22 protein-coding genes and 1 pseudogene are annotated in these 23,387 nt (G+C 68.6%); 8 read left to right on the top strand and 15 right to left on the bottom strand.

What is annotated here, in order from left to right; translation table 11 throughout:
• The first annotated feature begins 17 nt into the window (after positions 1 to 17).
• Positions 18 to 1,391 (top strand): aminotransferase class I/II-fold pyridoxal phosphate-dependent enzyme, encoded by a 1,374-nt coding sequence (locus tag ASF49_RS04985; protein ID WP_056468743.1) that lies wholly within the window; start codon positions 18 to 20, stop codon positions 1,389 to 1,391.
• A gap of 392 nt (positions 1,392 to 1,783) precedes the next feature.
• Here the strand turns inward: ASF49_RS04985 and ASF49_RS04980 are convergent, their stop codons facing one another.
• Positions 1,784 to 3,190: an Nramp family divalent metal transporter gene (locus tag ASF49_RS04980; protein WP_082510880.1), complete on the bottom strand. Its 1,407-nt coding sequence runs from the start codon at positions 3,188 to 3,190 to the stop codon at positions 1,784 to 1,786.
• Positions 3,191 to 3,324: 134 nt separating this feature from the next.
• Complete coding sequence (locus ASF49_RS04975) at positions 3,325 to 3,504, bottom strand: hypothetical protein (RefSeq protein ID WP_056468737.1); 180 nt, start codon at positions 3,502 to 3,504, stop codon at positions 3,325 to 3,327.
• 118 nt (positions 3,505 to 3,622) lie between these two features.
• Here ASF49_RS04975 and ASF49_RS04970 point away from each other — a divergent pair, with 118 nt between their 5' ends.
• Positions 3,623 to 4,708 carry a DUF2865 domain-containing protein gene (locus ASF49_RS04970; protein ID WP_082510878.1) on the top strand — a complete coding sequence of 362 codons (1,086 nt, stop codon included), beginning with the start codon at positions 3,623 to 3,625 and terminating at the stop codon, positions 4,706 to 4,708.
• 86 nt (positions 4,709 to 4,794) lie between these two features.
• Positions 4,795 to 5,712, top strand: a complete 918-nt coding sequence (locus tag ASF49_RS04965) for an MBL fold metallo-hydrolase (protein ID WP_056468731.1) — start codon at positions 4,795 to 4,797, stop codon at positions 5,710 to 5,712.
• Positions 5,713 to 5,719: 7 nt separating this feature from the next.
• On the opposite strand, the gene ASF49_RS04960 is transcribed toward ASF49_RS04965, so the two are convergent.
• The gene (locus ASF49_RS04960) at positions 5,720 to 6,499 is read right to left on the bottom strand and encodes a DUF1499 domain-containing protein (RefSeq protein WP_056468728.1); all 780 of its coding nucleotides are present in this window, start codon (positions 6,497 to 6,499) and stop codon (positions 5,720 to 5,722) included.
• 140 nt (positions 6,500 to 6,639) lie between these two features.
• On the opposite strand from ASF49_RS04960, the gene ASF49_RS04955 reads away from it, so the two are divergent.
• Positions 6,640 to 7,134, top strand: coding sequence for a MarR family winged helix-turn-helix transcriptional regulator (locus ASF49_RS04955; protein WP_056468725.1), 495 nt, complete (start codon positions 6,640 to 6,642; stop codon positions 7,132 to 7,134).
• Here ASF49_RS04955 and ASF49_RS04950 read toward each other — a convergent pair.
• Positions 7,131 to 7,859, bottom strand: coding sequence for an HAD family hydrolase (locus ASF49_RS04950; RefSeq protein ID WP_056468722.1), 729 nt, complete (start codon positions 7,857 to 7,859; stop codon positions 7,131 to 7,133). The genes ASF49_RS04955 and ASF49_RS04950 overlap by 4 nt on opposite strands.
• Positions 7,849 to 8,388 carry a hypothetical protein gene (locus ASF49_RS04945; RefSeq protein WP_056468719.1) on the bottom strand — a complete coding sequence of 180 codons (540 nt, stop codon included), beginning with the start codon at positions 8,386 to 8,388 and terminating at the stop codon, positions 7,849 to 7,851. The genes ASF49_RS04950 and ASF49_RS04945 overlap by 11 nt, the downstream gene beginning before the upstream one ends.
• Before the next feature lie 102 nt (positions 8,389 to 8,490).
• Between ASF49_RS04945 and ASF49_RS04940 the strand changes: the two genes are divergently transcribed.
• From ASF49_RS04940 to ASF49_RS04935, 3 genes are all read left to right on the top strand, one after another.
• Complete coding sequence (locus ASF49_RS04940) at positions 8,491 to 9,885, top strand: aminotransferase (RefSeq protein ID WP_056468717.1); 1,395 nt, start codon at positions 8,491 to 8,493, stop codon at positions 9,883 to 9,885.
• 347 nt (positions 9,886 to 10,232) lie between these two features.
• Positions 10,233 to 10,391: a hypothetical protein gene (locus ASF49_RS23500; protein WP_156652860.1), complete on the top strand. Its 159-nt coding sequence runs from the start codon at positions 10,233 to 10,235 to the stop codon at positions 10,389 to 10,391.
• A 168-nt stretch (positions 10,392 to 10,559) separates the two neighbouring features.
• Positions 10,560 to 11,510, top strand: a complete 951-nt coding sequence (locus tag ASF49_RS04935) for a metallophosphoesterase (RefSeq protein ID WP_056468715.1) — start codon at positions 10,560 to 10,562, stop codon at positions 11,508 to 11,510.
• Between the two features lie 60 nt (positions 11,511 to 11,570).
• Here ASF49_RS04935 and ASF49_RS24695 read toward each other — a convergent pair whose 3' ends face one another.
• The 9 genes from ASF49_RS24695 to ASF49_RS04900 all read right to left on the bottom strand — a co-directional run bounded on the left by ASF49_RS24695 (position 11,571) and on the right by ASF49_RS04900 (position 20,645).
• On the bottom strand, positions 11,571 to 11,699 hold the full coding sequence (locus ASF49_RS24695) for a hypothetical protein (RefSeq protein ID WP_272481492.1): 129 nt from the start codon (positions 11,697 to 11,699) through the stop codon (positions 11,571 to 11,573).
• A gap of 101 nt (positions 11,700 to 11,800) precedes the next feature.
• The gene (locus ASF49_RS04930; protein ID WP_056468713.1) at positions 11,801 to 13,333 is read right to left on the bottom strand and encodes an acyl-CoA carboxylase subunit beta; all 1,533 of its coding nucleotides are present in this window, start codon (positions 13,331 to 13,333) and stop codon (positions 11,801 to 11,803) included.
• A 104-nt stretch (positions 13,334 to 13,437) separates the two neighbouring features.
• On the bottom strand, positions 13,438 to 14,232 hold the full coding sequence (locus ASF49_RS04925) for an ATP12 family chaperone protein (RefSeq protein WP_056468710.1): 795 nt from the start codon (positions 14,230 to 14,232) through the stop codon (positions 13,438 to 13,440).
• 61 nt (positions 14,233 to 14,293) lie between these two features.
• The gene (locus ASF49_RS04920) at positions 14,294 to 14,971 is read right to left on the bottom strand and encodes an HAD-IA family hydrolase (RefSeq protein ID WP_056468707.1); all 678 of its coding nucleotides are present in this window, start codon (positions 14,969 to 14,971) and stop codon (positions 14,294 to 14,296) included.
• Between the two features lie 31 nt (positions 14,972 to 15,002).
• On the bottom strand, positions 15,003 to 15,452 hold the full coding sequence (locus tag ASF49_RS22915; RefSeq protein WP_082510900.1) for a hypothetical protein: 450 nt from the start codon (positions 15,450 to 15,452) through the stop codon (positions 15,003 to 15,005).
• A 153-nt stretch (positions 15,453 to 15,605) separates the two neighbouring features.
• Positions 15,606 to 17,021 carry an RluA family pseudouridine synthase gene (locus ASF49_RS04915; protein ID WP_056468705.1) on the bottom strand — a complete coding sequence of 472 codons (1,416 nt, stop codon included), beginning with the start codon at positions 17,019 to 17,021 and terminating at the stop codon, positions 15,606 to 15,608.
• 91 nt (positions 17,022 to 17,112) lie between these two features.
• On the bottom strand, positions 17,113 to 18,360 hold the full coding sequence (locus ASF49_RS04910; protein WP_056468702.1) for an Hsp70 family protein: 1,248 nt from the start codon (positions 18,358 to 18,360) through the stop codon (positions 17,113 to 17,115).
• 75 nt (positions 18,361 to 18,435) lie between these two features.
• The gene (locus ASF49_RS04905) at positions 18,436 to 18,993 is read right to left on the bottom strand and encodes a tellurite resistance TerB family protein (RefSeq protein ID WP_056468699.1); all 558 of its coding nucleotides are present in this window, start codon (positions 18,991 to 18,993) and stop codon (positions 18,436 to 18,438) included.
• A gap of 155 nt (positions 18,994 to 19,148) precedes the next feature.
• Positions 19,149 to 20,645, bottom strand: coding sequence for a carboxypeptidase M32 (locus tag ASF49_RS04900; protein WP_056468697.1), 1,497 nt, complete (start codon positions 20,643 to 20,645; stop codon positions 19,149 to 19,151).
• Between the two features lie 276 nt (positions 20,646 to 20,921).
• Between ASF49_RS04900 and ASF49_RS04895 the strand changes: the two genes are divergently transcribed.
• Positions 20,922 to 21,287: a hypothetical protein gene (locus ASF49_RS04895; RefSeq protein ID WP_056468695.1), complete on the top strand. Its 366-nt coding sequence runs from the start codon at positions 20,922 to 20,924 to the stop codon at positions 21,285 to 21,287.
• Between the two features lie 150 nt (positions 21,288 to 21,437).
• Here ASF49_RS04895 and ASF49_RS24050 read toward each other — a convergent pair.
• Positions 21,438 to 23,387: pseudogene (locus ASF49_RS24050) on the bottom strand (hypothetical protein); the annotation flags it as partial.

Below are 23,387 nucleotides of genomic sequence, written 5' to 3'. Positions count from 1 at the left end.
CCTCTGAGGCATGCCGCATGAGCAATTCCGCGAGACCGGACGGCGGACGCGCGGCCCTGGCAGGCTTCGTGACGAACCGCCTCGGGCGTAACGCCAACCGGACGGCTCCTGCCCGTCCGGCGCAACGCCCGTCGGGTGATCCCTCCGTGCAGAACTTCGAGTCGCTTCCGGGCTACCGGGAACTGCGCCTCCAGCGCTCGGCCGCCGACCTGATCGGCCTCGGAAACCCGTTCTTCCGGGTGCACGAGACCAAGGCCGGCGCCACGACGCGCATCGCGGGCAAGTCGTTCGTCAACTTCTCGTCCTACGACTACCTCGGTCTCAACGGGCACCCGGACGTCAACGCGGCGGCATCACGGGCGATCGAGACCTACGGCACCTCGGCTTCGGCGAGCCGGATCGTGGCCGGCGAGCGCCCGGGGCACCTGTCCCTCGAGAAGGCCTTGGCGGACCACTACGACACCGAGGCCTGCGTGGTGATGGTGAGCGGCCACGCCACCAACGTCACGACGATCGGCGCCCTGCTGGAGCCGGGCGACGTCATCTTCCACGACGCCCTGAGCCACAACAGCATCGTCACCGGCGCGCAGCTCTCTGGTGCCCAGCGCCGCTCGTTCTCGCACAACGATCTCGACGCCTTGGAGACGCTGCTCGGCGCCACCCGCCACGAGCACCGCCGGGCCCTGATCGTGGTGGAAGGCCTCTACAGCATGGATGGCGACGCGCCGGACCTCGCGGCCCTGATCGCCCTCAAGCAGCGCTACGATGCCTGGCTGATGGTCGACGACGCCCACGGGCTCGGCGTCCTCGGGCGCACCGGCATCGGCCTCGCCGAGCATTGCGATGTCGACCCGCGCGGGGTCGACATCTGGATGGGCACCCTCTCGAAGACGCTCTCGACCTGTGGCGGCTACGTCGCCGGACCGGCGCCGCTGATCGAGTACCTCAAGTGCACCGCCGGCGGCTTCATCTACAGCGTCGGCATCTCGCCGCCCCTCGCCGCCGCGGCCGAGACGGCCCTCGAGATCATGCATGCGGAGCCGCAGCGGGTGGAGAGGCTGCGCCAGAACGGTCACCTGTTCCTGTCCTGTGCGAAGAAGCACGGGCTCGATACCGGGACCAGCCTCGGCCTCGCGGTGATTCCGGTCATCGTCGGCGACTCCCTGAAGTCGGTGACGCTGTCGGACCGCCTCTACAAGCGCGGCATCAACGTGCAGCCGATCATCCACCCGGCGGTGCCGGAGCGGGCGTCGCGCCTGCGCTTCTTCATCACCTCCGAGCATACGCCCGAGCAGATTCGAGAGACCGTGGATGCTGTTGCAGAGGAACTGGCAGCCATCGAGAAGGGTGGTTCGCTGATCGAGCAGCTGATGGCCAAGCGCGGCAAGTAGGGTTCCGGGGGGCGTTCTCCGCCCCTTTCCGTCAGACTGCATTCTGTCCAGGCACCGGCGGCATCGCGCCGGTGCTTTTTTAAGCGCTTCGCACCGATGCGGCCGATTGCCCTCGACCCCTGAGCAGGAGACACTGATCTCGCTATCTGTGTCTCATCGCAACCGGAACCCGGCCCGGAATGCGACGTTCGTCCTCAGCCCGTCGGTCAGGAGCCCGTCATGAGACAATCGACTGTCGCCTCCATCGCGCGACGTCTGATCAAAACCGTCGCCGAGGCCAGCCGTTCGCTGATCGGCGCGCTTCTCGAAGGTCCGATGTCCGCGCCCCAGCCGGTTCCCGTGCGCGTCCGCGCCGATCGTCGCCGCTGAGCCCTGGGTGACGCGGGGCCTCCTCAGGCGCCCGTCACGGTATCGAGCAGAAGTTTCCCGTTCAGCCCCACGATCACGGCCGCGATGGTCCAGGACAGGATCTTGAGCCAGGTCGGGATCGTGTGGGCTCCCATCTTTCGCCTGTCCGAGACGAACCCGACCAGGGGGATGACGGCGAAGGGAAGCTGCATCGACAGCACGACCTGACTCAGCACGAGCAATTTTGCCGTGCCTTGCTCCCCGTAGAGAGCCGTCACGCCCACTACCGGCACGATCGCGATGGCGCGGGTGATCAATCGCCGTGCCCAGTCGGGGATGTGCAGGCGCAGGAATCCCTCCATCACGATCTGCCCCGCCAGCGTCGCGGTGACCGTGGAGTTGAGGCCCGAGGCCAGCAGAGCCACCGCGAACAGCGTCGAGGCGATGCCGGCACCGAGCAGCGGCGACAGCAACTCGTAGGCCTGCTCGATCTCCTGGACGTCCGTGCGCCCCTGCGCATGGAAGACCGAGGCGGCCATGATCAGGATCGCGGCGTTCACGAACAGGGCAAGCATCAGAGCGATCGTCGAATCCGCCACCGCGAAGCGGATCGCGCCGCGCCGGCCCGCCTCGGTCCGCGGATAGGCGCGGGTCTGGACGATCGACGAGTGCAGGTAGAGATTGTGCGGCATCACGGTGGCACCGATGATGCCGATGGCGATGTACAGCGCGGCTGGGTTCCTGACGATCTCCGCCGAAGGCAGGAAGCCGCCGAGGATTGCCTGGATCGGCGGTGCGGCCAGGGCGATCTGGATTCCGAAGCTGACGAAGATCACCACCAGCAGGGCGATCACGAAGGCTTCCAGGGCGCGAAAGCCCCGTCGCATCAGCAGCAGGATCAGGAAGACGTCCAGCGCCGTGAGCGTCGCGCCGACGACCAGGGGTAATCCGAAGAGGAGCTTGAGGGCGATCGCGGTGCCGATGACCTCGGCGAGGTCGCAGGCGATGATGGCCGCCTCGCAGGCGATCCACAACATTAGGCTGATGGGCCGCGGATAATGATCGCGGCAGGCCTGAGCGAGGTCGCGTCCCGTCGCGATCCCGAGCCGCGCGGACAGGGCCTGGAGCACGATCGCCATCAGGTTCGACAGCAGGATGACGGAGAGCAGCGTGTAGCCGAACTGCGCTCCGCCCGCGATGTCGGTCGCCCAGTTGCCTGGGTCCATGTAGCCGACCGAGACCATGTAGCCGGGTCCGATGAAGGCAAGGAGCCGGCGCAGCCACGTGCCGCTGGCCTGGACCGGAACGCTGGCATTCATCCGCCCGAGGCTCGGCTGGGCGTGCGTCTCCTTGCTGAAGCGCCAGGATCCCTCCGGTGGGGAGGCCTCCGGTCGAGATCCTCCTAGATCCGAGATCGGTCCCGAAGCCGTGACGTGTTCGTGTCGAGCCATGCCTGCGCGTGTTTCCGGCGGGGGAAATCCGGGCGCCTCGAGGCGACCCGCCGCGTTATAGCAGGGGCTATAAAAAGATCAAATGGCTAAATTCGGTGGGCGGATCGGTAGGGCCGCCGGCTGGAGCCTTAGGCTCAGGACACCAGTGACCGCGGGCCGCAATCGACGTCCGCGCTCTCGCGGGCCGCGGCCTGCATGCTCATGGAGATCTCGTGGATCACGGCACGCTGTTTCGCGACCGCCGAGGATGCGCCAGTGACGAAGCCCCGCACCGCGTCGATCGCCTGACCGATCGCCGTCAGGACCAGATCCACCGTCGCCGGCTGACTTCCGGGATGATGGAGCGAGCCGTGAAAGCCCGGAGATCCTCCCAAGGGCGCTTGTCTCGGTTGTCTACCGCCGTTGCGCCGTGTCCGCGATGATGTGTACCTGATGAAGCTGCATCTGCCCGGTGATGCGGTCGGGGCCGTCAGAGCGAAACAAGCGGAGCCAAGCGGTATGAAGTGGCAGCGTCTCGCTCCGGCCGGCACGCGTCAGCAGATGGCGGTGACCGCGCTCGCTGGCGTCCTGCTCGGGCTCGGTGGCGTCATGGCGGGCGCCACGATGGTCAAGGCCTCCGAACGAGGCGGGCTCTTCGATTTCCTGGAGACGATCTTTCGCGGACCGGTCGCGGCTCCGGCGGTGACGATGCCGGCGCGCCGCCGCCCCGCGCATTACGTCTCTCTGCCAGACGCCCGGCGTGTGACCGCCGCGCGCGTGGTTCGGCAGACGCCGAGACCCGTCGTCGATGCGACGGCACGTCCAGTCCGAGTCCGGCTCCCCAGGGAGGCGGCTGCGGCGAGGCGGGCCGCTTTCGTGCCGGGAGCGGGTTCGCCTACCGCGCTGGGCGCGCGCACCGTCTGCGTGCGCACCTGCGATGGCTACATCTTCCCCCTCGGACGTCTCGGCGCCCGGGCCGACCTGCCGATCCATGAGGCCGCCTGTGCGGCCGCCTGCCCGAATACGCCGACGCGCCTGTTCACTTTGGGAGCCGGCGAGAGGGAACTCGATCGCGCCGTCGGACTCGACGGGCAGCCTTACCGCAGCCTCGCGGTGGCCAATCTCTACCGCACGAAACGGATCGAGCACTGCGACTGCCAGCCCGAGCAGGGCGTCGCCGCACCGCTGCCGATCCTTCAGGACATGACCGTGCGCGCCGGTGACATCGTCACGACCGAAGCGAGCGCAGCGGTCGTCACCCCGGTCAGGGCTGGCGGCTTCACCGTCGTCGATTTCCGCGAGGCCCGGGGCCTGTCGCGCCGGGCGCGGCGCGAGATCGACGCCAAGGTCGACGTGGTTCGCCGCGACGCGGATGCCCGGGCCTTCCACAAGGCCCTGCGCAGTGCCGACCGCACAGGCCGCGTCCGGATCGCGGCGGCCGGGTTCGAACCGGTCCCGCCACCGATCGAGGTCGAGCCGCGCTTCGTCCCGGTGCGGGCCCAGGCGCGCGTCGTGGTGGCATCGCCCTTCGTATACTGAGGCGGTCTCGGGCCCGATCGCACGCGTTGTCCCTGGCGCGGCGATGGCTTAGGGCCGGATCCGGTCCCAAGCTTTCAGGAGCCGGCATGAGCGAGATCCAGTCCGATCCCGTGTTCGACGGGGCGCTGCCCCCGAGCGGCGAGACGGTGCGTCTGTCGCCCCTGGTCCGGCGGCGGATTGCCCCGAACGGCGGACCGTTCACGGCGACCGGCACCTGCAGCTACCTTGTCGGGAACGAGGCCGTCGCCATCATCGATCCGGGTCCGGCGGACGAGGGCCATATCGCGGCGCTCGTGGAGGCCTGCGCCGGTGCCACCGTCGTGGCGATTCTGGTCACCCATACGCATCGCGACCATTCGCCGGGGGCCCGCATTCTCCGGGCGCGCACGGGCGCACCGATCGTCGGCTGCGGTCCGCACCGGGCCGCCCGCGATCTGATCGAGGGTGAGATCCCCCATCTCGACGCCAGTGCCGACCGCGACCACGTGCCCGATCGGCCCATGCGCACGGGCGACACCGTCACGGGACCGGGCTGGACCCTGGAGGCCCTGGAGACCCCGGGCCACACCATGAACCATCTCGCCTTCGCGCTGCGGGAGGAGACGGCCCTGTTCTCGGGCGACCACGTCATGGCGTGGTCGACCACCATCGTGGCGCCGCCCGACGGCGCGATGCGCGCCTACATGGACTCTCTCGAGGCCCTGCGCGACCGCCACGAGACGATCTTCTGGCCGGGCCATGGCGGTCCGGTGCGCGATCCCCGCCGCTTCGTGCGCGGCCTCGCCGCCCATCGGCGCCAGCGCGAGACCGCGATCCGCAACCGCCTCGAAGGGGGCGACCGCGATATCCACGCCATCGTCGCTGCGATCTACCAGGGCCTGAGCCCAGCCCTGCACGGCGCCGCCGCCCTGTCGGTCTTCGCCCACCTGGAGGATCTGGTCGAGCGCGGGATCGTGCTCAGCGACGGTCCTGCCCGGCTCGACGGCCGCTACGCGCCGGCCTGATCCCCCATCACTTCACCGCGATGGCGAGGTTGGCGACCTCGTCGAGATAGGCGCGGATGCGGTCGGCGTTGCTGCCGAGGTCCCGCGTGCCGAGGCGCGAGGCGGAGCGGACGTCGATGCGTGCGCCGTCCGCCCGCGGGTGAACCCGAATGGTGACGTCGTCGGCGAGGTTGAGGATCGGGCCACGCGACACCGCCTCGATCCGCCCGTTACCGATGCGGCCGCCGGGGCGGATCGCCTCGACGATCTGCCAGCGCCGGTTCACCGCCGCCTTGCGGGCGAGCTCGAAGGCCTCGTCGGCATCGAGGTCGAGGGTGAGCGGTGCGATCTGCGGATAGGCGGTGCGCTGGGCGGCGCGCGCGGCGGGACCCGGATCGGGCGGATAGCGCCCGTCACGGGCCGCGAAGGCCACGCGCGAGCGCGAGAAGGCAGGTGGATTCTCGGTGTCGGTGGTCACGTCCGCGATGGCCGGGAGCTGTAGGCCGCGCAGGGCCGCGAAGGCCGGATAGGCGAGGACGAGGCTTGCCAGGAACAGGCCGGCCAGGGCCGCGCCAAGGCCGCGTGCGCCCTCGCGCCAGACCCGGACGAAGGCGACGATGGCGAAGAACACCGCGACCGCCGCCAGAACGAGACCGGCCCCGAGGGTCGCCAGGGCCGGGCCGGCCTCGGCGCGCGGGTCGCGCACCAGGAGCAGGGCGAAGAGGCAGACGAGCAGCGCCAGGACCGCGGTGGTTCGCGAGACCGGGCCGGCGCGGGTGACGGGATCCTGATAGGGCAGACGACGCATGCTGTGACGAGATTCGCTGTCCGGAAGATCCGCGGGGCCGTGCGCCTGGAGCTTTACCGGTCCGCGCTCCGCGGCGCCACCCGGGCCGTGCATCGCGATGCTTCCGGGAGCGGCACCCCGTCTGCTATAGCCGCGCGACGATGCCCGCGCCCCCGCTTTCCCCGACACCTGCCGAGGCCGCCGATCCGCTGCGGGTCTGGTTCCGCTTCATCCGCCTCAACCGCCGCGTCACCGCGGCGATGGCGGGGGAACTGCGCGGGCTCGGATTGTCCATCCCGCAATTCGATGCGCTCTCCACCCTCACCGAGCGGGAGGGCATGACGCAGCAGGATCTGGCGGCACGCCTCTACGTCACCAAGGGCAACGTCTCCGGGCTGATTGATCGCCTCGTCGAGGCGGGCCTCGTGGAGCGTCGCCCGATTCCGGGGGATCGGCGCTCCCATGCCCTGTACCTGACGCCTGCCGGAACCGACCTCGCGACCCGCGGGATCGTGGCGCAGAAGGCCTACGTGGCGCGTACCCTGGGACAGTTGCCGGCCAACGACATCGCCGATTTCGAGCGCCTTGTCCTGAAGTGGCGCGATCTCGCGCGTGATCTGTCGCATGAGCCGCCCGTCACCGGCGAAGCGGGCTAGAGGCCCAGCAGCGCCGGCAGATCCGCGGCCGAACTCAGGACGTGGTCGGCCAGCGGCGCCATCTCGTCGCGGGCAGCCGCACCGAGGGGGCCGCTCAGCACCGCGATCGCCATCGCCCCGGCGGCTCGGGCGGCCACGAGGTCGTAGGGCGAATCCCCCACCATGGCGATCCGGTGCGCCGGCACCGCGAGATGGTCGGCAAAGGCCGTGACCATGCCGGGCTCGGGCTTCGACCCGTGCCCGGAATCATAACCCGCCACGAAGGCGCAATGAGGCGTGAGGCCGAGGGCCTCGCATTGCGCCCGGGCCGAGGCCTCGGCGTCGTTGGTGGCGATGCCCAGGGCGTAGCCGCCGGCGACGAGGCGTGCGGCGAGATCGGCCGGCGCTCCGATCTGCGTCAGCGCGGCGAGGCCGGCCGCGCGGAACAGTGCATCCATCTCGGCGTAGAGCGCCGGGCCGGCGGGACGGTCCAGCACCTCGGCCCAGATCGGGCCGTAACCCGCCGAGGAGCCGGCGATGAGCGGCGAGGTCGGTGCGAAGCGCCGTCCGGCCTCGTCGTAGTGGCTGACCCGCATCAGGGCCTCCAGGCGCGCCCGGTCGCCGCCCGAGAGGTCGGACATCACCGAGTAGGCGGCGGGTCCCCAGGTCCGGTCGAAATCGACGAGCGTCCCGTCCTTGTCGAACAGGATGCCGCGGATCGTGCTCCCGAGAGGCTCAGGCCGCATCGCGGACCTTCTCGACCTCAATGACGACGCCCTGCGGCGTCACGCGCTCGCGGGCCACCATGCGGTCACCGGGTTCGAAGACGCCGAGGGCCACGTCGCGGTCCGGTAGAACCACGGTGGTGGTCTTGTTGAGGTGGACGAGGACATGGCGCTTCTGGGCCAGGGACGCCGTCGCCCAGCGCTTCAGCTGGCCATAATACGGCTCGCGGCGCCAGGCGTTCGGCTGGCCCGGATCGACCTGCACGTTCATGTGCCGCGAGACCGGATCGAGGCTCAGCACCATCTTGGCGCGTTCGGGCTTCCATTCCGAGCCGAGCCAGACTTCCGTCATCCAGAGGCAGTGGAAGGCACGGCAATGGTCGGGCCGTGTCGCATGGATGGCGCAGCCCCGACCCTGCTTGGTGTGCCGGCACCATTGCCCGGCGACGGACTCGACCGCGGGGACGTCGTAGACCTTGCAGCAGAGCGTACAGGTTCCGCAGGCGCGGCCCGGGGCCGGATGGGCCACGATGGTTGCAGGGTCGAGCATGGCATCGGATCCGGTTGCGACGTCGCGCGGGTTTATACCGGGTGCGCCTCTCGTTACAGTCGTGCACCCATGTCGGCCATCGGCCAACCGTCAGGCAAAAATATGCTCTCGAACCTCGCGACCCGCGACGTCGAAACCTTGATCCATCCCTACACGAACCTGGAGACCTTCCGCGAGACGGGACCCCTGGTGATCGAACGCGGACATGGGGTCTGGGTCTACGACAGCGATGGTCGGCCTTATCTCGAAGGCATGGCGGGGCTGTGGTGCACGGCGCTCGGCTATTCGAACGAGGAGTTGGTGGAGGCGGCCAGTGAGCAGATGGCGCGCCTGCCCTTCACCCACCTGTTCTCGGGGCGCAGCCACGATCCGGCGATCGAGCTCGCCGAGACCCTGAAGGAGCTGATGCCGGTTCCGACCTCGAAGATTTTCTTCACATCCTCGGGTTCGGAGGCCAACGACACCCAGGTCAAGCTGACCTGGTACATGAACAACGCGCTCGGCCGGCCGCGCAAGAAGAAGATCCTCTCGCACATCAAGGGCTACCACGGCGTCACGGTGGCCACGGCCTCCATGACGGGCCTGCCCGCCAATCACGCCGATTGGGACCTGCCCCTGCCGGGCTTCCTACACGTGGGCTGCCCGCACCATTACCGCTTTGGTCAGGAGGGCGAGAGCGAGGAGGCCTTCACGACGCGCCTCGCCACGGAGCTGGAGGCGGTGATCCTGCGCGAGGGCCCCGAGACCGTGGCGGCCTTCGTGGCTGAGCCGGTGCTCGGTGCCGGCGGCGCCATCCTGCCGCCCACGGGCTACTATGCCAAGATCCAGGCGGTGCTCCACCGGCACGACGTGCGCTTCATCGCCGACGAGGTGATCTGCGGATTCGGCCGCCTCGGCACCTGGTTCGGCTCGGAGGCGATGGGCATGCGACCCGACAGCCTCTCCTTCGCCAAGGCCCTCACCTCCGGCTACTTGCCGCTGGGCGGCGTCTCGGTGGACGAGCCGCTCTACCGCCTGATGGTGCAGCAGAGCGCCAAGCTCGGCACCTTCGGCCACGGCACCACCTATTCCGGTCACCCGGTCGCCTGCGCCGTCGCCCTCAAGACCATCGCGATCTACAAGCGCGACCGCATCGTCGAAGGTGTCGCCGAGAAGGCGCCCCAGTTCCAGGCCCGCCTCGCGGCCCTCGGCGATCATCCCCTCGTCGGGGAGGCGCGGGGCATCGGCCTCATCGGGGGCATCGAACTGGTGGCCGACAAGGCGTCCCGGCGACAGTACGAGCCGAAAGCCGGCGTGGCGGCGCGGGTCGTCGCCTTCGCGCAGGCCGAGGGACTGATCGTGCGCTTCCTCGCCGGAGACCGGGTCGCGGTCTGCCCTCCCCTCGTGATCGCGCCGTCGGAGATCGATACCCTGTTCGACCGGTTGACCCGAGCCCTTGACCGGACCTTGGGATGGATCTCGGAGCAGAAGCTCGAGGCGGCTCCGATCCGCAGCTGAGAGATAAAGCGCGTCCTGCGGCTTTATTTTTCGCAATGCATCATGTCTTTCGCGCTGCAATCTCAGAACTGCTTAGGTGATATTGAAGACAGTACCTGTTTTCGATTCGCGCAACGGTCGAGGGATCGTGAAGGTCTTAAGCTTTCGTTCAGGTAGATTGCGGCTGTATAGTCTCAATGTCGCTCGAGAAGCGTCCGGGTGGAGCCGTAAGGTGCCCGTGAGACGCGCATGGCTGAAATTCAGGCATCAGACCTGATCAGGCTTGTCGAGCGCAACGAGGCAGCCGTCACATGTACCCGCGCCAACAGACCTCAAGCACTGCTCAACGGTCCGGCCGATCGACGATCATGGTCGATCAGCAGGCCGAGACGTTCCGGCCCGTCGCGCTTCCGGCCCTGGCGGCGGCCGTGCAGGCCGTTTCCGCCACCCGGAAATCGGCGCGGACAAGGCTTCTGAGCAGCGCGGTCTCCGCGCGCTTCGAGCACGAGGACACGCCGCTCTCCTGAGGACATCGGGATCGTCCGCACCGGAAGACGCCTTTCCACAGGCGCGGTATCCCTTCCTCAACGCCTCGGGCCTATGCGTCCGCAGAAGCGCGTCACGCTCCTCGATTTCGTCATCATTGCCGGTGAGAGGACTGTGCCGCGCCCTTTGCGCGACCGAGGAGCCTGCCGATGTTGATCCTGCCGAGCCGCCGGCAGTTCCTGACCGGGCTCGGGGCGAGCGCGGGCGTCGTCGGGTCGACGGGCGTCTATGCCTTCGGTATCGAGCCGCTCTACCGCCTCGTCGTCACGCCCTATGCACCGGTTCTGCCGAACTGGACGCCCGGCCTGAGTCTGCGCGTCGCCGTGCTGGCGGACTTCCATGTCGGCGAGCCGTTCATGCCCCTCGACCGGATCGCCGAGATCGTCGACACCACGAACGCGCTCAAGCCCGATCTCATCTTGATGCTGGGCGACTACCCGGCCGGCCCGAGCGTCACCTACCGGAAGATCCCGCTCACGGACTTCGCCCGGGTGGTCTCGGCGCTGCGCGCTCCGCTCGGCGTCTACTCGATCCTCGGGAACCACGATTGGTGGGACGACAAGCTGGCTCAGGCGCGCCTCGACGGGCCTGTCGCGGCCCAACGTGCGCTCGAGAACGTCGGCATTCCGGTCATGGAGAACGACGCCCTGCGCCTGGAGAAGGACGGCAAGCCGTTCTGGATCGCCGGCGTCGGCGACCAGATCCCGTTCATCCTGCAGGACGTGGATCAGGGTCGCGACGATCTGCCGGGTACGCTCGCGAAGGTCACCGATTCCGCGCCGGTGCTCCTGATGATCCACGAGCCCGACCTGTTCGTCCACGTGCCGGACCGGGTCTCCCTGACGCTCGCCGGCCATACCCATGGAGGTCAGGTCCGGCTTTTCGGCTACTCGCCCGCCATCCCGTCCGTCCACGGCAATGATTTCGCCTATGGCCACGTCGTCCGTAAGGGGCGGAACATGATCGTCTCCGGCGGCTTCGGCGTCAGTCGCATCCCCGTGCGCCTGGGTGTGCCCCCCGAGATCGTGCTGCTGAACCTCGGCACTGCCTCCGATCCGGCAGGCAAGACCGTTCAGGGGGCGAGGCTCATCCACGGCTGAGCCCTGACACTTGGACCCGGCACCGGGGGCGGGATCGTCCCGCTCCGGCGCCGGCGACGCCTACTTCTTAGCGGCCTTCGGTGCGGCGACCACCGTGCCCTTGGTCGACGGGGCCGCCGCGATCGTCTTCGTCACGGGCTTCTTCGGCTTCTTCGCCTCGCGACTTCCACGCTTCTGTTCGGCCGCCATGACATGTCTCCTCCCGGTATGGGTGAGGGATCATGGCACTCTTCCGCGAAGAGGGCACTGGAATGTTTCGCGCGCCTTCTCCGCCGGGCGGGTCGCCGACCTCAGAGCGGAATGTTGTCGTGCTTCTTCCAGGGCTGCTCCATCTCCTTGGTGCGCAGCATGCTGAGCGCCCGGGCGACGCGCTTGCGGGTAGAGTGGGGCATGATCACCTCGTCGATGTAGCCGCGCTCGGCGGCCACGAAGGGCGAGAGGAAGCGGTCCTCGTACTCGCTGGTGCGCTCGGCGATCTTCTCCGCATCGCCGATCTCGCTGCGGAAGATGATCTCCACCGCGCCCTTGGCGCCCATCACGGCGATCTGCGCGGTCGGCCAGGCGTAGTTCAGGTCGGCTCCCACGTGCTTGGAGGCCATCACGTCGTAGGCGCCCCCGAAGGCCTTGCGGGTGATGATGGTGACGAGCGGCACGGTCGCCTGGGAATAGGCGAAGAGCAGTTTGGCGCCGTGCTTGATCAGGCCGCCGTATTCCTGCGCCGTGCCCGGCAGGAAGCCCGGCACGTCCACGAAGGTGACGATCGGGATCGAGAACGCGTCGCAGAAGCGCACGAAGCGGGCCGCCTTGCGGGACGCGTCCGAGTCGAGCACGCCGGCCAGCACCATTGGCTGGTTGGCGACGAACCCGACGGTGCGGCCCTCGATGCGGCCGAAGCCGGTCATGATGTTGCGGGCATAGGTCGCCTGGATCTCGAAGAAGTCGCCCTCGTCGGTTACGCGCCGGATCAGCTCGCCCATGTCGTAGGGCTTGTTCGGATTGTCCGGGATCAGCGTGTCGAGGCTCATGTCGAGGCGCAGGGGATCATCGAAGCTCTCGATTTCCGGCACGCCGTCGATGTTGTTGGCGGGCAGGAAGTCCACGAGGCGGCGGATCTGCAGGAGCGCTTCGACGTCGTTCTCGAAGGAGCCGTCGGCGATGGAGGACTTGGTGGTGTGGACCTTGGCGCCGCCGAGCTCCTCGGCCGTCACGACCTCGTTGGTGACGGTCTTCACCACGTCGGGGCCGGTGACGAACATGTAGCTCGTGTCGCGCACCATGAAGATGAAGTCGGTCATGGCCGGCGAGTAGACGTCGCCGCCCGCACAGGGGCCCATGATGACCGAGATCTGCGGGATGACGCCCGAGGCCGCGACGTTGCGGCGGAACACCTCGCCATAGCCGCCGAGCGCCGCGACGCCCTCCTGGATCCGGGCGCCACCGGCGTCGAAGATGCCGATGATGGGCGCGCGCATCTTCAGGGCCATGTCCTGGACCTTGACGATCTTGGCCGCGTGCGATTCCGAGAGGGAGCCGCCGAACACCGTGAAGTCCTTCGAGAACAGGAAGACGGTGCGGCCGTTGATCGTGCCCCAGCCCGTGACGACGCCGTCGCCCGGAATCTTCTGCTTCTCCATGCCGAAATCGGTGGAGCGATGCTGGACGAACATGTCGAATTCCTCGAACGACCCGTGGTCGAGGAGAAGTTCGATGCGCTCGCGCGCCGTCAGCTTGCCGCGCTTGTGCTGGGCCACGACGCGGTTCTCGCCGCCGCCGAGGCGGGCCTGGGCGCGCCGCTCTTCCAGCTTCTCGAGAATGTCCTTCATGCGCGCTAGGCCCTGGTTGGAGAGATGACGCCGCGCCCCCGACGAACCTTGGCGGTCGCGATTTGAATGGGCCTTAGCATGCGGCGCTTTGCGCGAAAATCGATTTAACGGCTGAGGCGCGCGAGTTGCGCGGCGGCCTCGAACTCTGCCTGCCGCGCGGCGTGGCGAGCTTCGGCCTCCGTGTCGCGGCCCCAGACGCTCGCCTGGTAGGTCTCGTCCACGTGGGCCGCCGCCCAGGCTTCGGTTGGATCGACCTGCCCGCGCAACACCGCGAGGGCGAGGACGAGCGATCCCGTCAGCGTCGTCAGCGTGTGGAGGGCGGCCAGCCGGAACGGTCCCTCGGTCTCCTCGATCGCCCGGCGCAGGGCCGCCACGGTGGTGTTCGGCTGGGCGACGTGCATCACGCCCTCGCCCAGGATGAAACGAGCGCCGAGTTCCGTGTGCGCCCAGTCGAGGATCGGATCCCAGGCCTCGGCCTGGGCGCGCACGAGGCGCTCGGGATCCCCCGCCCGGTAGGCCAGGAGGTCGGTGCCCGCATAGGCCGAAAGGTCGTCCACCACCGCGTTTCGGCGTTGCGCCACGCCGTCGATGGCCGTGTTGGCCAGTCGCGTCAGCGGCATGGTGGCGGGATCGATGACCGCGACCTGCGCTGCCCACTCGGCGGCCACGGCCTCGGCCAACGCTTGGGTTGGAAGGACGAGCGGGTTGCGGGCCGGCGTGTTCGCCGGACGTCCGTCGAGAGTCAACCGGAGGCCGTCGCCATGCGCGGTGAGGCCGGCCTCGCCGTAGAAGCGCTTCGGCAGGCTGGGCTTTCCGGGGCTTCGCGCCGCGCGGGTGGGATCAGGCTGTGAAGGGCTCTCGGGTTCGCCGAGCCAGTCGGGTTGGGATTCGTCGCTCATGTCCCTGCAGATAGGGCATCGGCGCGCGGGCTGCGAGACGCGCAGCGGACCTTCCAGGCTCTCAGGCCTCGATCGTAGGCCGCACGTGCGGATCGCCGGAGAACAGGGCGCCGAGGTCGTCCGCGGTGTCGACGACGATGGAGGCGCCGGCGCTGAACAATGCACCGACGGGGTGATAGCCCCAGGCCACGCCCACGGCGGCGGCGCCGGCATTCACCGCCATCGTCATGTCGTAGGTGGTGTCGCCGATCATCACCGTGGCGTTGGGCTCCGCACCGGTCGCGGCCATGGCCTGGAGCAGCATGGCGGGATCCGGTTTCGAGGGCGCGTCGTCGGCGCTCTGGGTGGTGGCGAACCAGCCTTCCCAGCCATGCGTCTCGATCAGGCGGTCGACGCCGCGCCGCGCCTTGCCGGTGGCGATGCCGAGCTGCACGTCGTCGCGGGCATGAAGCCGGGTGAGCAGTTCGCCCATGCCCGGGAACAGGGGCTCTTCGTAGTTCGGGTCGAGGCGCAGGATGTTGAAGGCGCGCTTGTAGCTCTCCGACAATCCCTCGATCGGACCGTCGTCGCCGACCAGGCGGCGGAACGCCTGCGGCAGGGACAGGCCCACCACCGAGAGCGACTCGTTGCGGCTCGGTGCCGTCAGCCCATGTTCGGCGAAGGCCATGCCCTGCGCGGCCACGATGAGGTGCTGGCTGTCGACGAGGGTCCCGTCGACGTCGAAGATGATGAGCTTCAAGGACGCGACCTCACACTGCGGACGGTGCTCCTCACGGCTGGCGGGCAGGAGCCGGTTGCGGCTGTCCGGCACGGGGACGGTCGTAGCCGAGCTTGCACCGGATGAGGAAGCGGCGCCGGGCGCCCCCGCGCAGCCCGCGGGCATGCGACATGCGATTGCAGGCCGCGTAGGACGGCCGGCGCGACCGTCCGACCTGCGCCGCGCCGCGGCCGCCGCCCGTGCCGGAAACCTGTCCCGCTCCCCCGGCTCGCGACGGACCCTGCGCCGGAGGCTGGGCGGCCGGTGCCGCCTGGGGCTGCCCTGCCGGCTGGGTTTGAACCTGTGCCGGGGTCTGGGACTGACCCTGGGGCCGGCTCTGCCCGGCAGGATTGCCCTGCGCCATCGCCGAAGTGCCGAGCGACGGGCCGACGCCCCAGGGTGCCAGGGCGAGGAGCGCGCAGGCGATCACGGTTGCGGGCGTCAGGATCGTGTCTCGATGCATCGTGGCGCGACGGTCCTTGGCCGGCGGCGAGGCGCCCACCGGGATGGATCGAGAGGATAAGGCATGGCGGGCGCTTGCCAAGGTGCAACCCCGACGCCCTCACTCCCAGTCCTCCGACGAGGTGCCGCACCTTCCGACGGGCGGGAGGGGGCCTCAGGCTTCGGGCGCCTCGACGATAGGGTCGTAGCGGGACGCATCGAATCCGAGCAGGTTCCAGCTCTGCGCCATATGCGGCGGAAGCGGGGCCGTGACGTCGACCGGCTGACCGGTGCGCGGATGCGGGATCACGATTCGGCGCGCGAGCAGGTGCAGACGGTTCTGGATGCCGCCGGGCAACTCCCAGTTCTCGATGCTGAAGTACTTCGGATCACCCACGATGGGATGCCCGATATGGGCCGCATGAGCCCGCAGCTGGTGTGTGCGGCCCGTCACCGGCTTCAGCGACAGCCAAGACAGCTTCTGCGCCGCGTTGTCGACCATGGCGTAGTAGGTCAAGGCGTGCGCGGCGCCCTCATCGCCGTGCTTGGCCACGCGCATGCGCGCATCCGCGTCCGTGGGCTCCTCCTTGGCGAGATAGGTCGAGATCCGACCCTGCGCCATGCGGGGGACGCCGGCGGTGAGTGCCCAGTAGACCTTGCGGGCCGAGCGGGAGCGGAAGCTCTTGGCCAGCGTCGCGGCGGCCAGTCGCGTCTTGGCCACGATCAGACAGCCCGCGGTGTCCTTGTCGAGGCGGTGCACGAGGCGCGGCTTCTGCCCGTCCTTGCCGGTCAGGGCCTCAAGCAGACCATCGACGTGCCGCACGGTACCGGAGCCGCCCTGCACCGCGAGGCCGAAGGGCTTGTTCAGGATCATCATCTCGGCATCCTCGTAGAGGATGAGCGAGCGGATGAAGTCGGCGTCGGTGGCGTCCTTCGCGGCCGAGCGGGGGCGCTCGCCCTGGGCCTCGAGCTTGAGCGGCGGCACGCGCACGCTCATGCCGGGCTCCAGCCGGTCGTTGGGCTTGGCACGCTTGCCGTCGACCCGCAGCTCGCCCTTGCGCACGATGCTCTGGACGCGGGTGAAGGGAAGCTGGGGGAAGCGCGTGGTCAGGAAGCGGTCGATGCGCATGCCGGACTCGTCCTCCTCCACCGTGAGGGTCTGGACGCCGGAGGCGAGGGTGGCGGAGGCGGCCGCGCGCTGCTCGCGCCGGGTCGGTCCCTCCGGTGCCGGTGCGGTCTCGCGCGAGGCGGCGCCCGGGCGCCGTGCCGGCGCCGGCCGCTCGGCCCGGGTCCGCGGTGCACGCCGGGGCGCCTCCTCGAACGTCTCGACGGCATCCCGCGGGGCCGACTCGCGGTCGCTCGCCTCCTGGCCGGGGCGCCAGGGCGCGTGCTTGGCCGCCGCATCGCCGCGGCCCTGCGCCGCGCGCTGGGCGGCATCGAGGGCGCTGGTGCGTGGTCCCGTGCGCTCGCGCTCCGGCCGCTTGAAGGTGCTCGGCTTGCCTGGCCGGGCGGGGCGGCCGGGAGGTGCGCCTCGGCCCGTACCGGCGCCCTTGCGCCCGGAACCGCCGCGTGAAGGTGGTCGTGTGGTCATGGCCTGCTCGTAGCATCGGCCGGCCTCGCCACAAAGCGCGCGCGGACCGTGCAGCCATGCGAGGCACGGTTTTCGCGTCGCTCACACCGCCTCAGGCCGCGCGCCGCGCCGCCTCCAGGGTCAGCCCGGTGCCGACGGAGCCGAAGGTGTCGCCCTCGACGACCCGGGCGTTCGGGACGCCGGCGGTCAGGGCGGCGCGGACATGGGGCAGGCCGGTGGACCCCCCCGTGAGGAAGAGCGCGTCGATCCGGTCCGCTGTCAGGCCGGCCTGGGATAGGCACCGGGCGATCCGCTCGGCGATGCGGCGGGCGAGTTCGTCCGTGTGTCCGACGAGCCCCGGCCGGTCGATCTCGGCCCCAAGACCCGCTTCGACCCAGTCCAGGTCGACCCGGCCCCGCCCCGCCTCCGAAGTCGCGATCTTGGCGCCCTCGACCTCCATTGCCAGCGAGTGGCCGCGCTCGGCCTCCACCACGGTGTGGAGCCGGGCCAGGAGGTCGGGGCGCTGCGCGTCGCGGCGGACCTCCTCGATCTCGCGCAGGGTCTTGGCATTGTATAGTCGGTTGATGCTCGACCAGGTGGCGAGATCGTGGAAGTAGCCCGAGGGCACGTCGATGTCGCCGCGATTCATCGCGCTGCCGAGGCCGAGGAGCGGCATCACGGTACCGAGGCTGAGGCGGCGGTCGAAGTCGGTCCCGCCGATCCGCACGCCGTCATTGGCCAGGATGTCACCGCTGCGGTCGGGCCGCGCATGCCGCTCCGGCGAGAGCCGCACGATCGAGAAATCCGAAGTGCCGCCGCCGATATCGGCGATCAGGGCGATCTCCTCCGACCGGACCTGCTGCTCGTAGTCGAGGGCCGCCGCGATCGGCTCGAACTGGAACGAGACGTGGCGGAAGCCGATCGCGGTGGCGATCGCCCGCAGGGCGTCCTCGGCCCGGGCGTCACCCTCGGGGTCGCCATCGACGAAGTGAACCGGGCGGCCATGCACGACGGTGTCGAGGGCACGGCCGGTCTCGGTCTCCGCCCGCGCCTTCACGGCGGCGAGGTAGCGCCCGATCACGTCGCGGAACTTGATGCGCTCGCGGCCGACGGGAGTCGTCTCCTCCAGCAGGGAGGAGCCCAGCACCGACTTCAGGCTCCGCATCAGCCGGCCCGGCGTCCCCTCGAGGTACTCGGTCATGGCGGCGCGACCGATGACGGCTGCCTGTCCCGGCGGGAAGAAGATTGCGCTGGGGATCGTGACGTGGCGTCCTTCCAGCGGCACGAGGTGTGGACGCTGACCGGTGACGAGGCCGAGTGTGGTGTTGGACGTGCCGAAATCGAGGCCGCAGGCCGCCATGGAGGTCTCCGGACACGGGTCCGCTGGATGAGGGGCCGCCGACCTACAGCCTGCGCCGTGCCGGGTCCACCTCTCTCAGCGCTCGAAATCGCCCGCCCGGCTCGCTTTCAACGCGGGGCTGCCGCCGCCGAAGCGGCGCTTGAGCCGCACGATCGCCTCGCGCTGCAACTCGCTGACAGGAGAGTGAGCGCCCGCCACCGCGGAGAGCATCTGGATGAACTGCTGGCGTTCGGCTTCGGTCAGGCTGTCCCGCAGGAGGGGAAGCAGTTCGTCCGCCACCAGGGAGAACGGGCGGCGGGCCTCGGTGAGGCGCCAGGCGCGCTCGAACATCGCCGAGATGGATTCGACGTCGAGCGGCGACTCCATGAATTCGAGGATCTTGGTCTTCTCGGCAGCGGTGACGGGGCTGCCGGTCCGCACGATCTGGATCATCAGGATCACGGCCGCGAGGCGCACGTCGCGCACACGCTTCAGGGGCGTTCCGAAGATGTCCTGCAGGCTCGAACGCGCCCGGCGCTGAAGGCCCTTCGTGTCCCGATTGACTTCCTCGAGAGCCTTCACGGTGCCGTGGGCGCGAACCACCCAGAACACGACTCCGCCCACGATTCCGAGCAGCGCGAGTATCACCACCATGCGAGCTTGCCTCCTGACCGAGGGAATTCTCGGATGCACGTCCGGGCGCGAACATAACGTCGCGGGTGGTGCGGCGCAGCCCCGCAGGAGCGAGCGGAGGGTGGATAGAGGCTGGGTCGCCGGAACGCCACCGAGAACCGTATCGGCCGCGCGGATCAGGTTTCGCCCAGATACCGATGGCGGAGGTGGCGCAGAAAATCCTCGGCTCCGAGGGGTTTGCCCGTCGCCGCGACGAGGAGCTCATCGGTCTCCAGCAGGCTGGCGCGCGCGTGCACGGTGTCCCGCAGCCAACGGCGCAAGCCCGAAAAATCTCCCGCTGCGAGGCCGGCCGGGATACCCGGCACCTCGGCAAGGGCGGCGCGGAAGAGCTGCGCGGCTGCCATCGCGCCGAGGGTATAGGTCGGGAAGTAGCCGAAGCTTCCGCTCGGCCAGTGAATGTCCTGCAGGCAGCCCTGCCGGTCGTCCGGGACGGTGAGATCGAGGAGGTCGCGCAGGCCGTCGTTGAAGGCACCGGGCAGGTCGGCCACCGCGAGGTCGCCCGCGATCATCGCCCTCTCCAACTCGTAGCGCAGCAGGATGTGGGCCGGATAGGTCACCTCGTCGGCATCGACCCGGATGAACCCCGGGGCGACCCGCGTGTAGCGGCCGTGCAGGGTCTCGGCGCTCCAGGCTGGACCCTCCCCGCCGAAGGCTTCCGCCAGGATCGGCGCCAGATAAGCGCAGAACTCGGCCGAACGGCAGGCCTGCATCTCCACCAGCAGCGACTGACTCTCGTGCAGGGTCATGCCCCGTGCCGTTCCGACCGGCTGGTGACGCCACGCAGCGGGCAGACCCTGCTCGTAGAGGGCATGGCCGGTCTCGTGCAGCACGCCCATCAGGGCACCTGTGGCATCGCCGACATCGTACCGGGTGGTGATGCGCACGTCGTCCGTGGCACCGCCGCAGAATGGATGCAGGCTGACGTCGAGGCGGCCCCGCTCGAAATCGAAGCCGACGGCGCGCATCAGTCGTTCGCCGACCACCTTCTGCGCCTCCACCGGGAAGGGACCAGGCAGCGGGCGTGGCGCCGGCTCGCGCGCCTGGCGGGCCCGGATCGTCTCGATCAGACTCGGCAACGTGGCCCGCAGGTCCGCGAATAGCGGATCGATCGCCGCGCGGCGCATGCCAGGGTCGTAGCCGTCGAGGAGGGCGTCGTAGGGATCGAGGCCGAGGGCGGCGCCCTTCGCTGCGCCGACCTCGCGCTGCAGGCGCAGGGTCTCGGCCAGGGCCGGGGCCAGCATCGCGAAGTCGGCCTGCGCCCGGGCTTCGCGCCAGATCATCCCGGATCGCGACGAGGCCTTGGAACTGGCCGCCACGAGATCGGCCGGCACCGCCGAGGCGTGGAGATAGGCCCGGCGCATCTCGCGCAGGTTTGCAAGTTCCCATTCGCCGAGGCTCGGCGCCGCGTCCAGGGCGCGTGCGATCAGGTCGCCGGTCTCCGCCGCCGTCAGGATTTCGTGGCCGATCACGGCGAGTTGCGCGAGTTGCTCCGCCCGCATGGGAGCCGCACCGCCGGGCATCAGCGTCTGTCGGTCCCAGTGAAGGAGACCGGCGGCATCACCAAGTGCGCCGAGGCGCGCGAATCGGGCGGAGAGGAGCGGATAGGCCTGCATGGGCGTATGGGGGCATCCTGTTCATGGCCTGCGCCCGGCGCCTGCCGCCCGGCGGCGGGGAGGCCGTTTCGAGGCCTCTCGCGCCAGGAGCCGTGCGATGCCACCGGAGGCATCCGGGTGAACCCACCATGTCGGGGATCCGGGTGCAAGGTCCGCACGCGCGGACCGGACGTGCGGAGATCCCGTTGCGCCGGTTTCGCGATCGGCCAAAACAGATCGGCTTGCGCAGGTAAGCAGTTAACGCAGCATTAGCGGATTGGCGCTACTTTGATCCACATGGATCAGCCGTCCCTTCCATTCAGCCACGACCACGCCGTCTTCGATTTCAGCGGCTTGCCGCCGTCGCGGATCGCCCGGGGGGGCACGGTCCCCGGGCCGGTAACGATGGCGGAGGCCGCATCGGACGATTTGGACCTGCGGCCTCTCCTTCGGAAGCTGTTTCCTTGGATTTCCGCGCAGGTTGCGGTCGCCATCGGGCTCGGTACCTGCCTCGCGCAGGCGATGCCGCCGGTGGCTCCGGTGCTGATCCCGGCCGACGACATGAATTTCGCCTTGCGCCTCGGCGACGCCTCGGAGGGAATGCGGCCGGTGCCGAGCGCCATCCGGGATGGTTTCCATCTCCGGTTCAGCTCGATCGACTGACAAGTCCCTGTCCCTTCACGGATGGCGAGACCTGCCGTCGCCTGCGTCGGATGACGTGCTCCATCCGCCTGGAAGGCCTTGTGCGGGTCCCGCATCCGTGACGCGCGACAGGCCGCCGAGATGACGGGATGTGCCTGTCGGGCGCTGCGCCTAGTGCAGGTCGTAGTGGAACGCGAAGTTCGACGCCGCCAGGCTCTCGGCGACCACACCCTTCAGGAGGATGTGATCGGCGGGGCTGAACGTGATCAGCGTGTCGTGCCCCGTGGTCTGCATCAATCCCTTCAGTTGAGCGAAGTCTGAAGCCAGGGTGGCATTGAGATCGATCACATCGTGACCGGCACCGGTCCCTGCGTCGAAGCCGGTGACCGCGCTGCTTCCGAACGCCTTGTCGAAGACCAGCGTGTCGCTCTGTCCCTTCAGGGAGATCGCCTCCGCAGGCCCATCGACCTTGAAGGCGATGTTCGACCCGTAGATCGTCACCGCGTGTGAACCGTCCGCTTTCGTGGTGTCGAGGTAGAGGGTCTTCGCGTCGGCGCCGTAGCTTGCATGGGAGGCCACGTAATCCTTGCCGGTGACGCCGCTGGCATAGACGTCGTAGGACTTGTCGGAGTGCTGGACGGTCTTGTTGGTGAGCGCACCGGCCGCGTCGTAGGTCTCGGTGGTGGTGTCGAGCCCAACGACCTTCTTCATCATCAGGCTGCCGTCGGTGCGGAACTGCTCCAACAGCACAGCCTTGCCGGCGCTGTCATAGCTCGTGTGCGAAGACGCGTAGTCCTTGCCGGTGATGCCGCCGAGATAGACGTCGTAGGACTTGTCGGAGTGCTGGACGGTCTTGTTGGTGAGCGTACCGGCCGCATCGTAGGTCTCGGTGGTGGTGTCGAGCCCGACGACCTTCTTCATTAGCAGGCTGCCGTCGGTGCGGAATTGCTCTACGAGCACGGCCTTGCCGGCGCTGTCATAGCTCGTGTGCGAAGACCCATAGTCCTTGCCGGTGATGCCGCTGGCGTAGACGTCGTAGGACTTGTCGGAGCGCTGGACGGTCTTGTTGGTGAGCGTACCGGCCGCGTCGTAGGTCTCGGTGGTGGTGTCGAGCCCGACGACCTTCTTCATTAGCAGGCTGCCGTCGGCACGGAACTGCTCCAACAGCACGGCCTTGCCGGCGCTGTCATAGCTCGTGTGCGAAGACGCGTAGTCCTTGCCGGTGATGGCGCTGGCATAGACGTCGTAGGACTTGTCGGAGCGCTGGACGGTCTTGTTGATCAGCGTGCCGGCCGCGTCGTAAGTCTTCGTGATCTTGTCACCGTCGACGATGGTTGTCGATGTGGTTGGCGTCGGGACAGGCGCCGGGGCCTGGACCAGCGGCGGTTCGATCGGCGGCGCGCCGATCGGAGTGGTTTCGACGACGACCGGGGGTGGCACGATCGTGACCGACTTGTCGGAGTTCAGACCGACCGAACTCGCTGCTACGAAAGTGGCGCCGAGGTCACCTGTGAGATTTTTCAGCGTCTCGACGATTGAGGCGCCACCGGGTGGTGCGACCGTAATGTACTTTTCACCGGAATTCAGCGTCATCGACCAGTTATTGTAGAGATGGGTCGCCTTGGAGGGCGCATAGAAGACGTTATCGTAATGATAGCTACCGACTTGTTTAAAGAAAGAATCTCCGTTATTCAGATACATCACGTTATTGTGGAAGGAAATCTCACCTTTCTGATAGGGAGCATCCAGGAAGACGCTAGCCATCTGCTTCGCAGCGTTGTTCTGTTCGATGATGGTGTTTTGGCTCGCGTCGACGTTCTTGAACGTGCTGGCGAAGTTGCCACCGCCATTGTGCAGGACAAGGAAGCCGTTGTTGTTCAGGCTGACGTTGTTCGTGATGGAGATGTTCGTCAGGACACTCTTGGTCCCTCCGGCCTCGATGAAGCCGACGCTGTTCTCGATCCAGTTGTCGTGGATCTTGATGTTGTCCATCGTGCCGAACAGCTCGATGCCGCCGCCATCATGGCCGTAGTCGAAGCTCGGCGCCTTGGCGTTGACGATCTTGGTGTACGAGACCTCGTTGTTGCTGTTGCCGATCATCACCCCGACCGCGCCGTAATC

This window comes from Methylobacterium sp. Leaf104 (assembly GCF_001422885.1).
Classification (GTDB): Bacteria; Pseudomonadota; Alphaproteobacteria; order Rhizobiales; family Beijerinckiaceae; genus Methylobacterium.
This window is presented reverse-complemented; position numbering and strand designations above follow the sequence as displayed.

Bases quoted from the DNA above. Each gene is read 5' to 3' on its own strand.
- ASF49_RS04985 (WP_056468743.1), top strand. From the start codon at position 18: ATGAGCAATTCCGCGAGACCGGACGGCGGACGCGCGGCCCTGGCAGGC.
- ASF49_RS04980 (WP_082510880.1), bottom strand. From the start codon at position 3,190: ATGGCTCGACACGAACACGTCACGGCTTCGGGACCGATCTCGGATCTA.
- ASF49_RS04970 (WP_082510878.1), top strand. From the start codon at position 3,623: ATGAAGCTGCATCTGCCCGGTGATGCGGTCGGGGCCGTCAGAGCGAAA.
- ASF49_RS04965 (WP_056468731.1), top strand. From the start codon at position 4,795: ATGAGCGAGATCCAGTCCGATCCCGTGTTCGACGGGGCGCTGCCCCCG.
- ASF49_RS04960 (WP_056468728.1), bottom strand. From the start codon at position 6,499: ATGCGTCGTCTGCCCTATCAGGATCCCGTCACCCGCGCCGGCCCGGTC.
- ASF49_RS04955 (WP_056468725.1), top strand. From the start codon at position 6,640: ATGCCCGCGCCCCCGCTTTCCCCGACACCTGCCGAGGCCGCCGATCCG.
- ASF49_RS04950 (WP_056468722.1), bottom strand. From the start codon at position 7,859: ATGCGGCCTGAGCCTCTCGGGAGCACGATCCGCGGCATCCTGTTCGAC.
- ASF49_RS04945 (WP_056468719.1), bottom strand. From the start codon at position 8,388: ATGCTCGACCCTGCAACCATCGTGGCCCATCCGGCCCCGGGCCGCGCC.
- ASF49_RS04940 (WP_056468717.1), top strand. From the start codon at position 8,491: ATGCTCTCGAACCTCGCGACCCGCGACGTCGAAACCTTGATCCATCCC.
- ASF49_RS23500 (WP_156652860.1), top strand. From the start codon at position 10,233: ATGGTCGATCAGCAGGCCGAGACGTTCCGGCCCGTCGCGCTTCCGGCC.
- ASF49_RS04935 (WP_056468715.1), top strand. From the start codon at position 10,560: ATGTTGATCCTGCCGAGCCGCCGGCAGTTCCTGACCGGGCTCGGGGCG.
- ASF49_RS24695 (WP_272481492.1), bottom strand. From the start codon at position 11,699: ATGGCGGCCGAACAGAAGCGTGGAAGTCGCGAGGCGAAGAAGCCGAAG.
- ASF49_RS04930 (WP_056468713.1), bottom strand. From the start codon at position 13,333: ATGAAGGACATTCTCGAGAAGCTGGAAGAGCGGCGCGCCCAGGCCCGC.
- ASF49_RS04925 (WP_056468710.1), bottom strand. From the start codon at position 14,232: ATGAGCGACGAATCCCAACCCGACTGGCTCGGCGAACCCGAGAGCCCT.
- ASF49_RS22915 (WP_082510900.1), bottom strand. From the start codon at position 15,452: ATGCATCGAGACACGATCCTGACGCCCGCAACCGTGATCGCCTGCGCG.
- ASF49_RS04915 (WP_056468705.1), bottom strand. From the start codon at position 17,021: ATGACCACACGACCACCTTCACGCGGCGGTTCCGGGCGCAAGGGCGCC.
- ASF49_RS04910 (WP_056468702.1), bottom strand. From the start codon at position 18,360: ATGGCGGCCTGCGGCCTCGATTTCGGCACGTCCAACACCACACTCGGC.
- ASF49_RS04905 (WP_056468699.1), bottom strand. From the start codon at position 18,993: ATGGTGGTGATACTCGCGCTGCTCGGAATCGTGGGCGGAGTCGTGTTC.
- ASF49_RS04900 (WP_056468697.1), bottom strand. From the start codon at position 20,645: ATGCAGGCCTATCCGCTCCTCTCCGCCCGATTCGCGCGCCTCGGCGCA.
- ASF49_RS04895 (WP_056468695.1), top strand. From the start codon at position 20,922: ATGGATCAGCCGTCCCTTCCATTCAGCCACGACCACGCCGTCTTCGAT.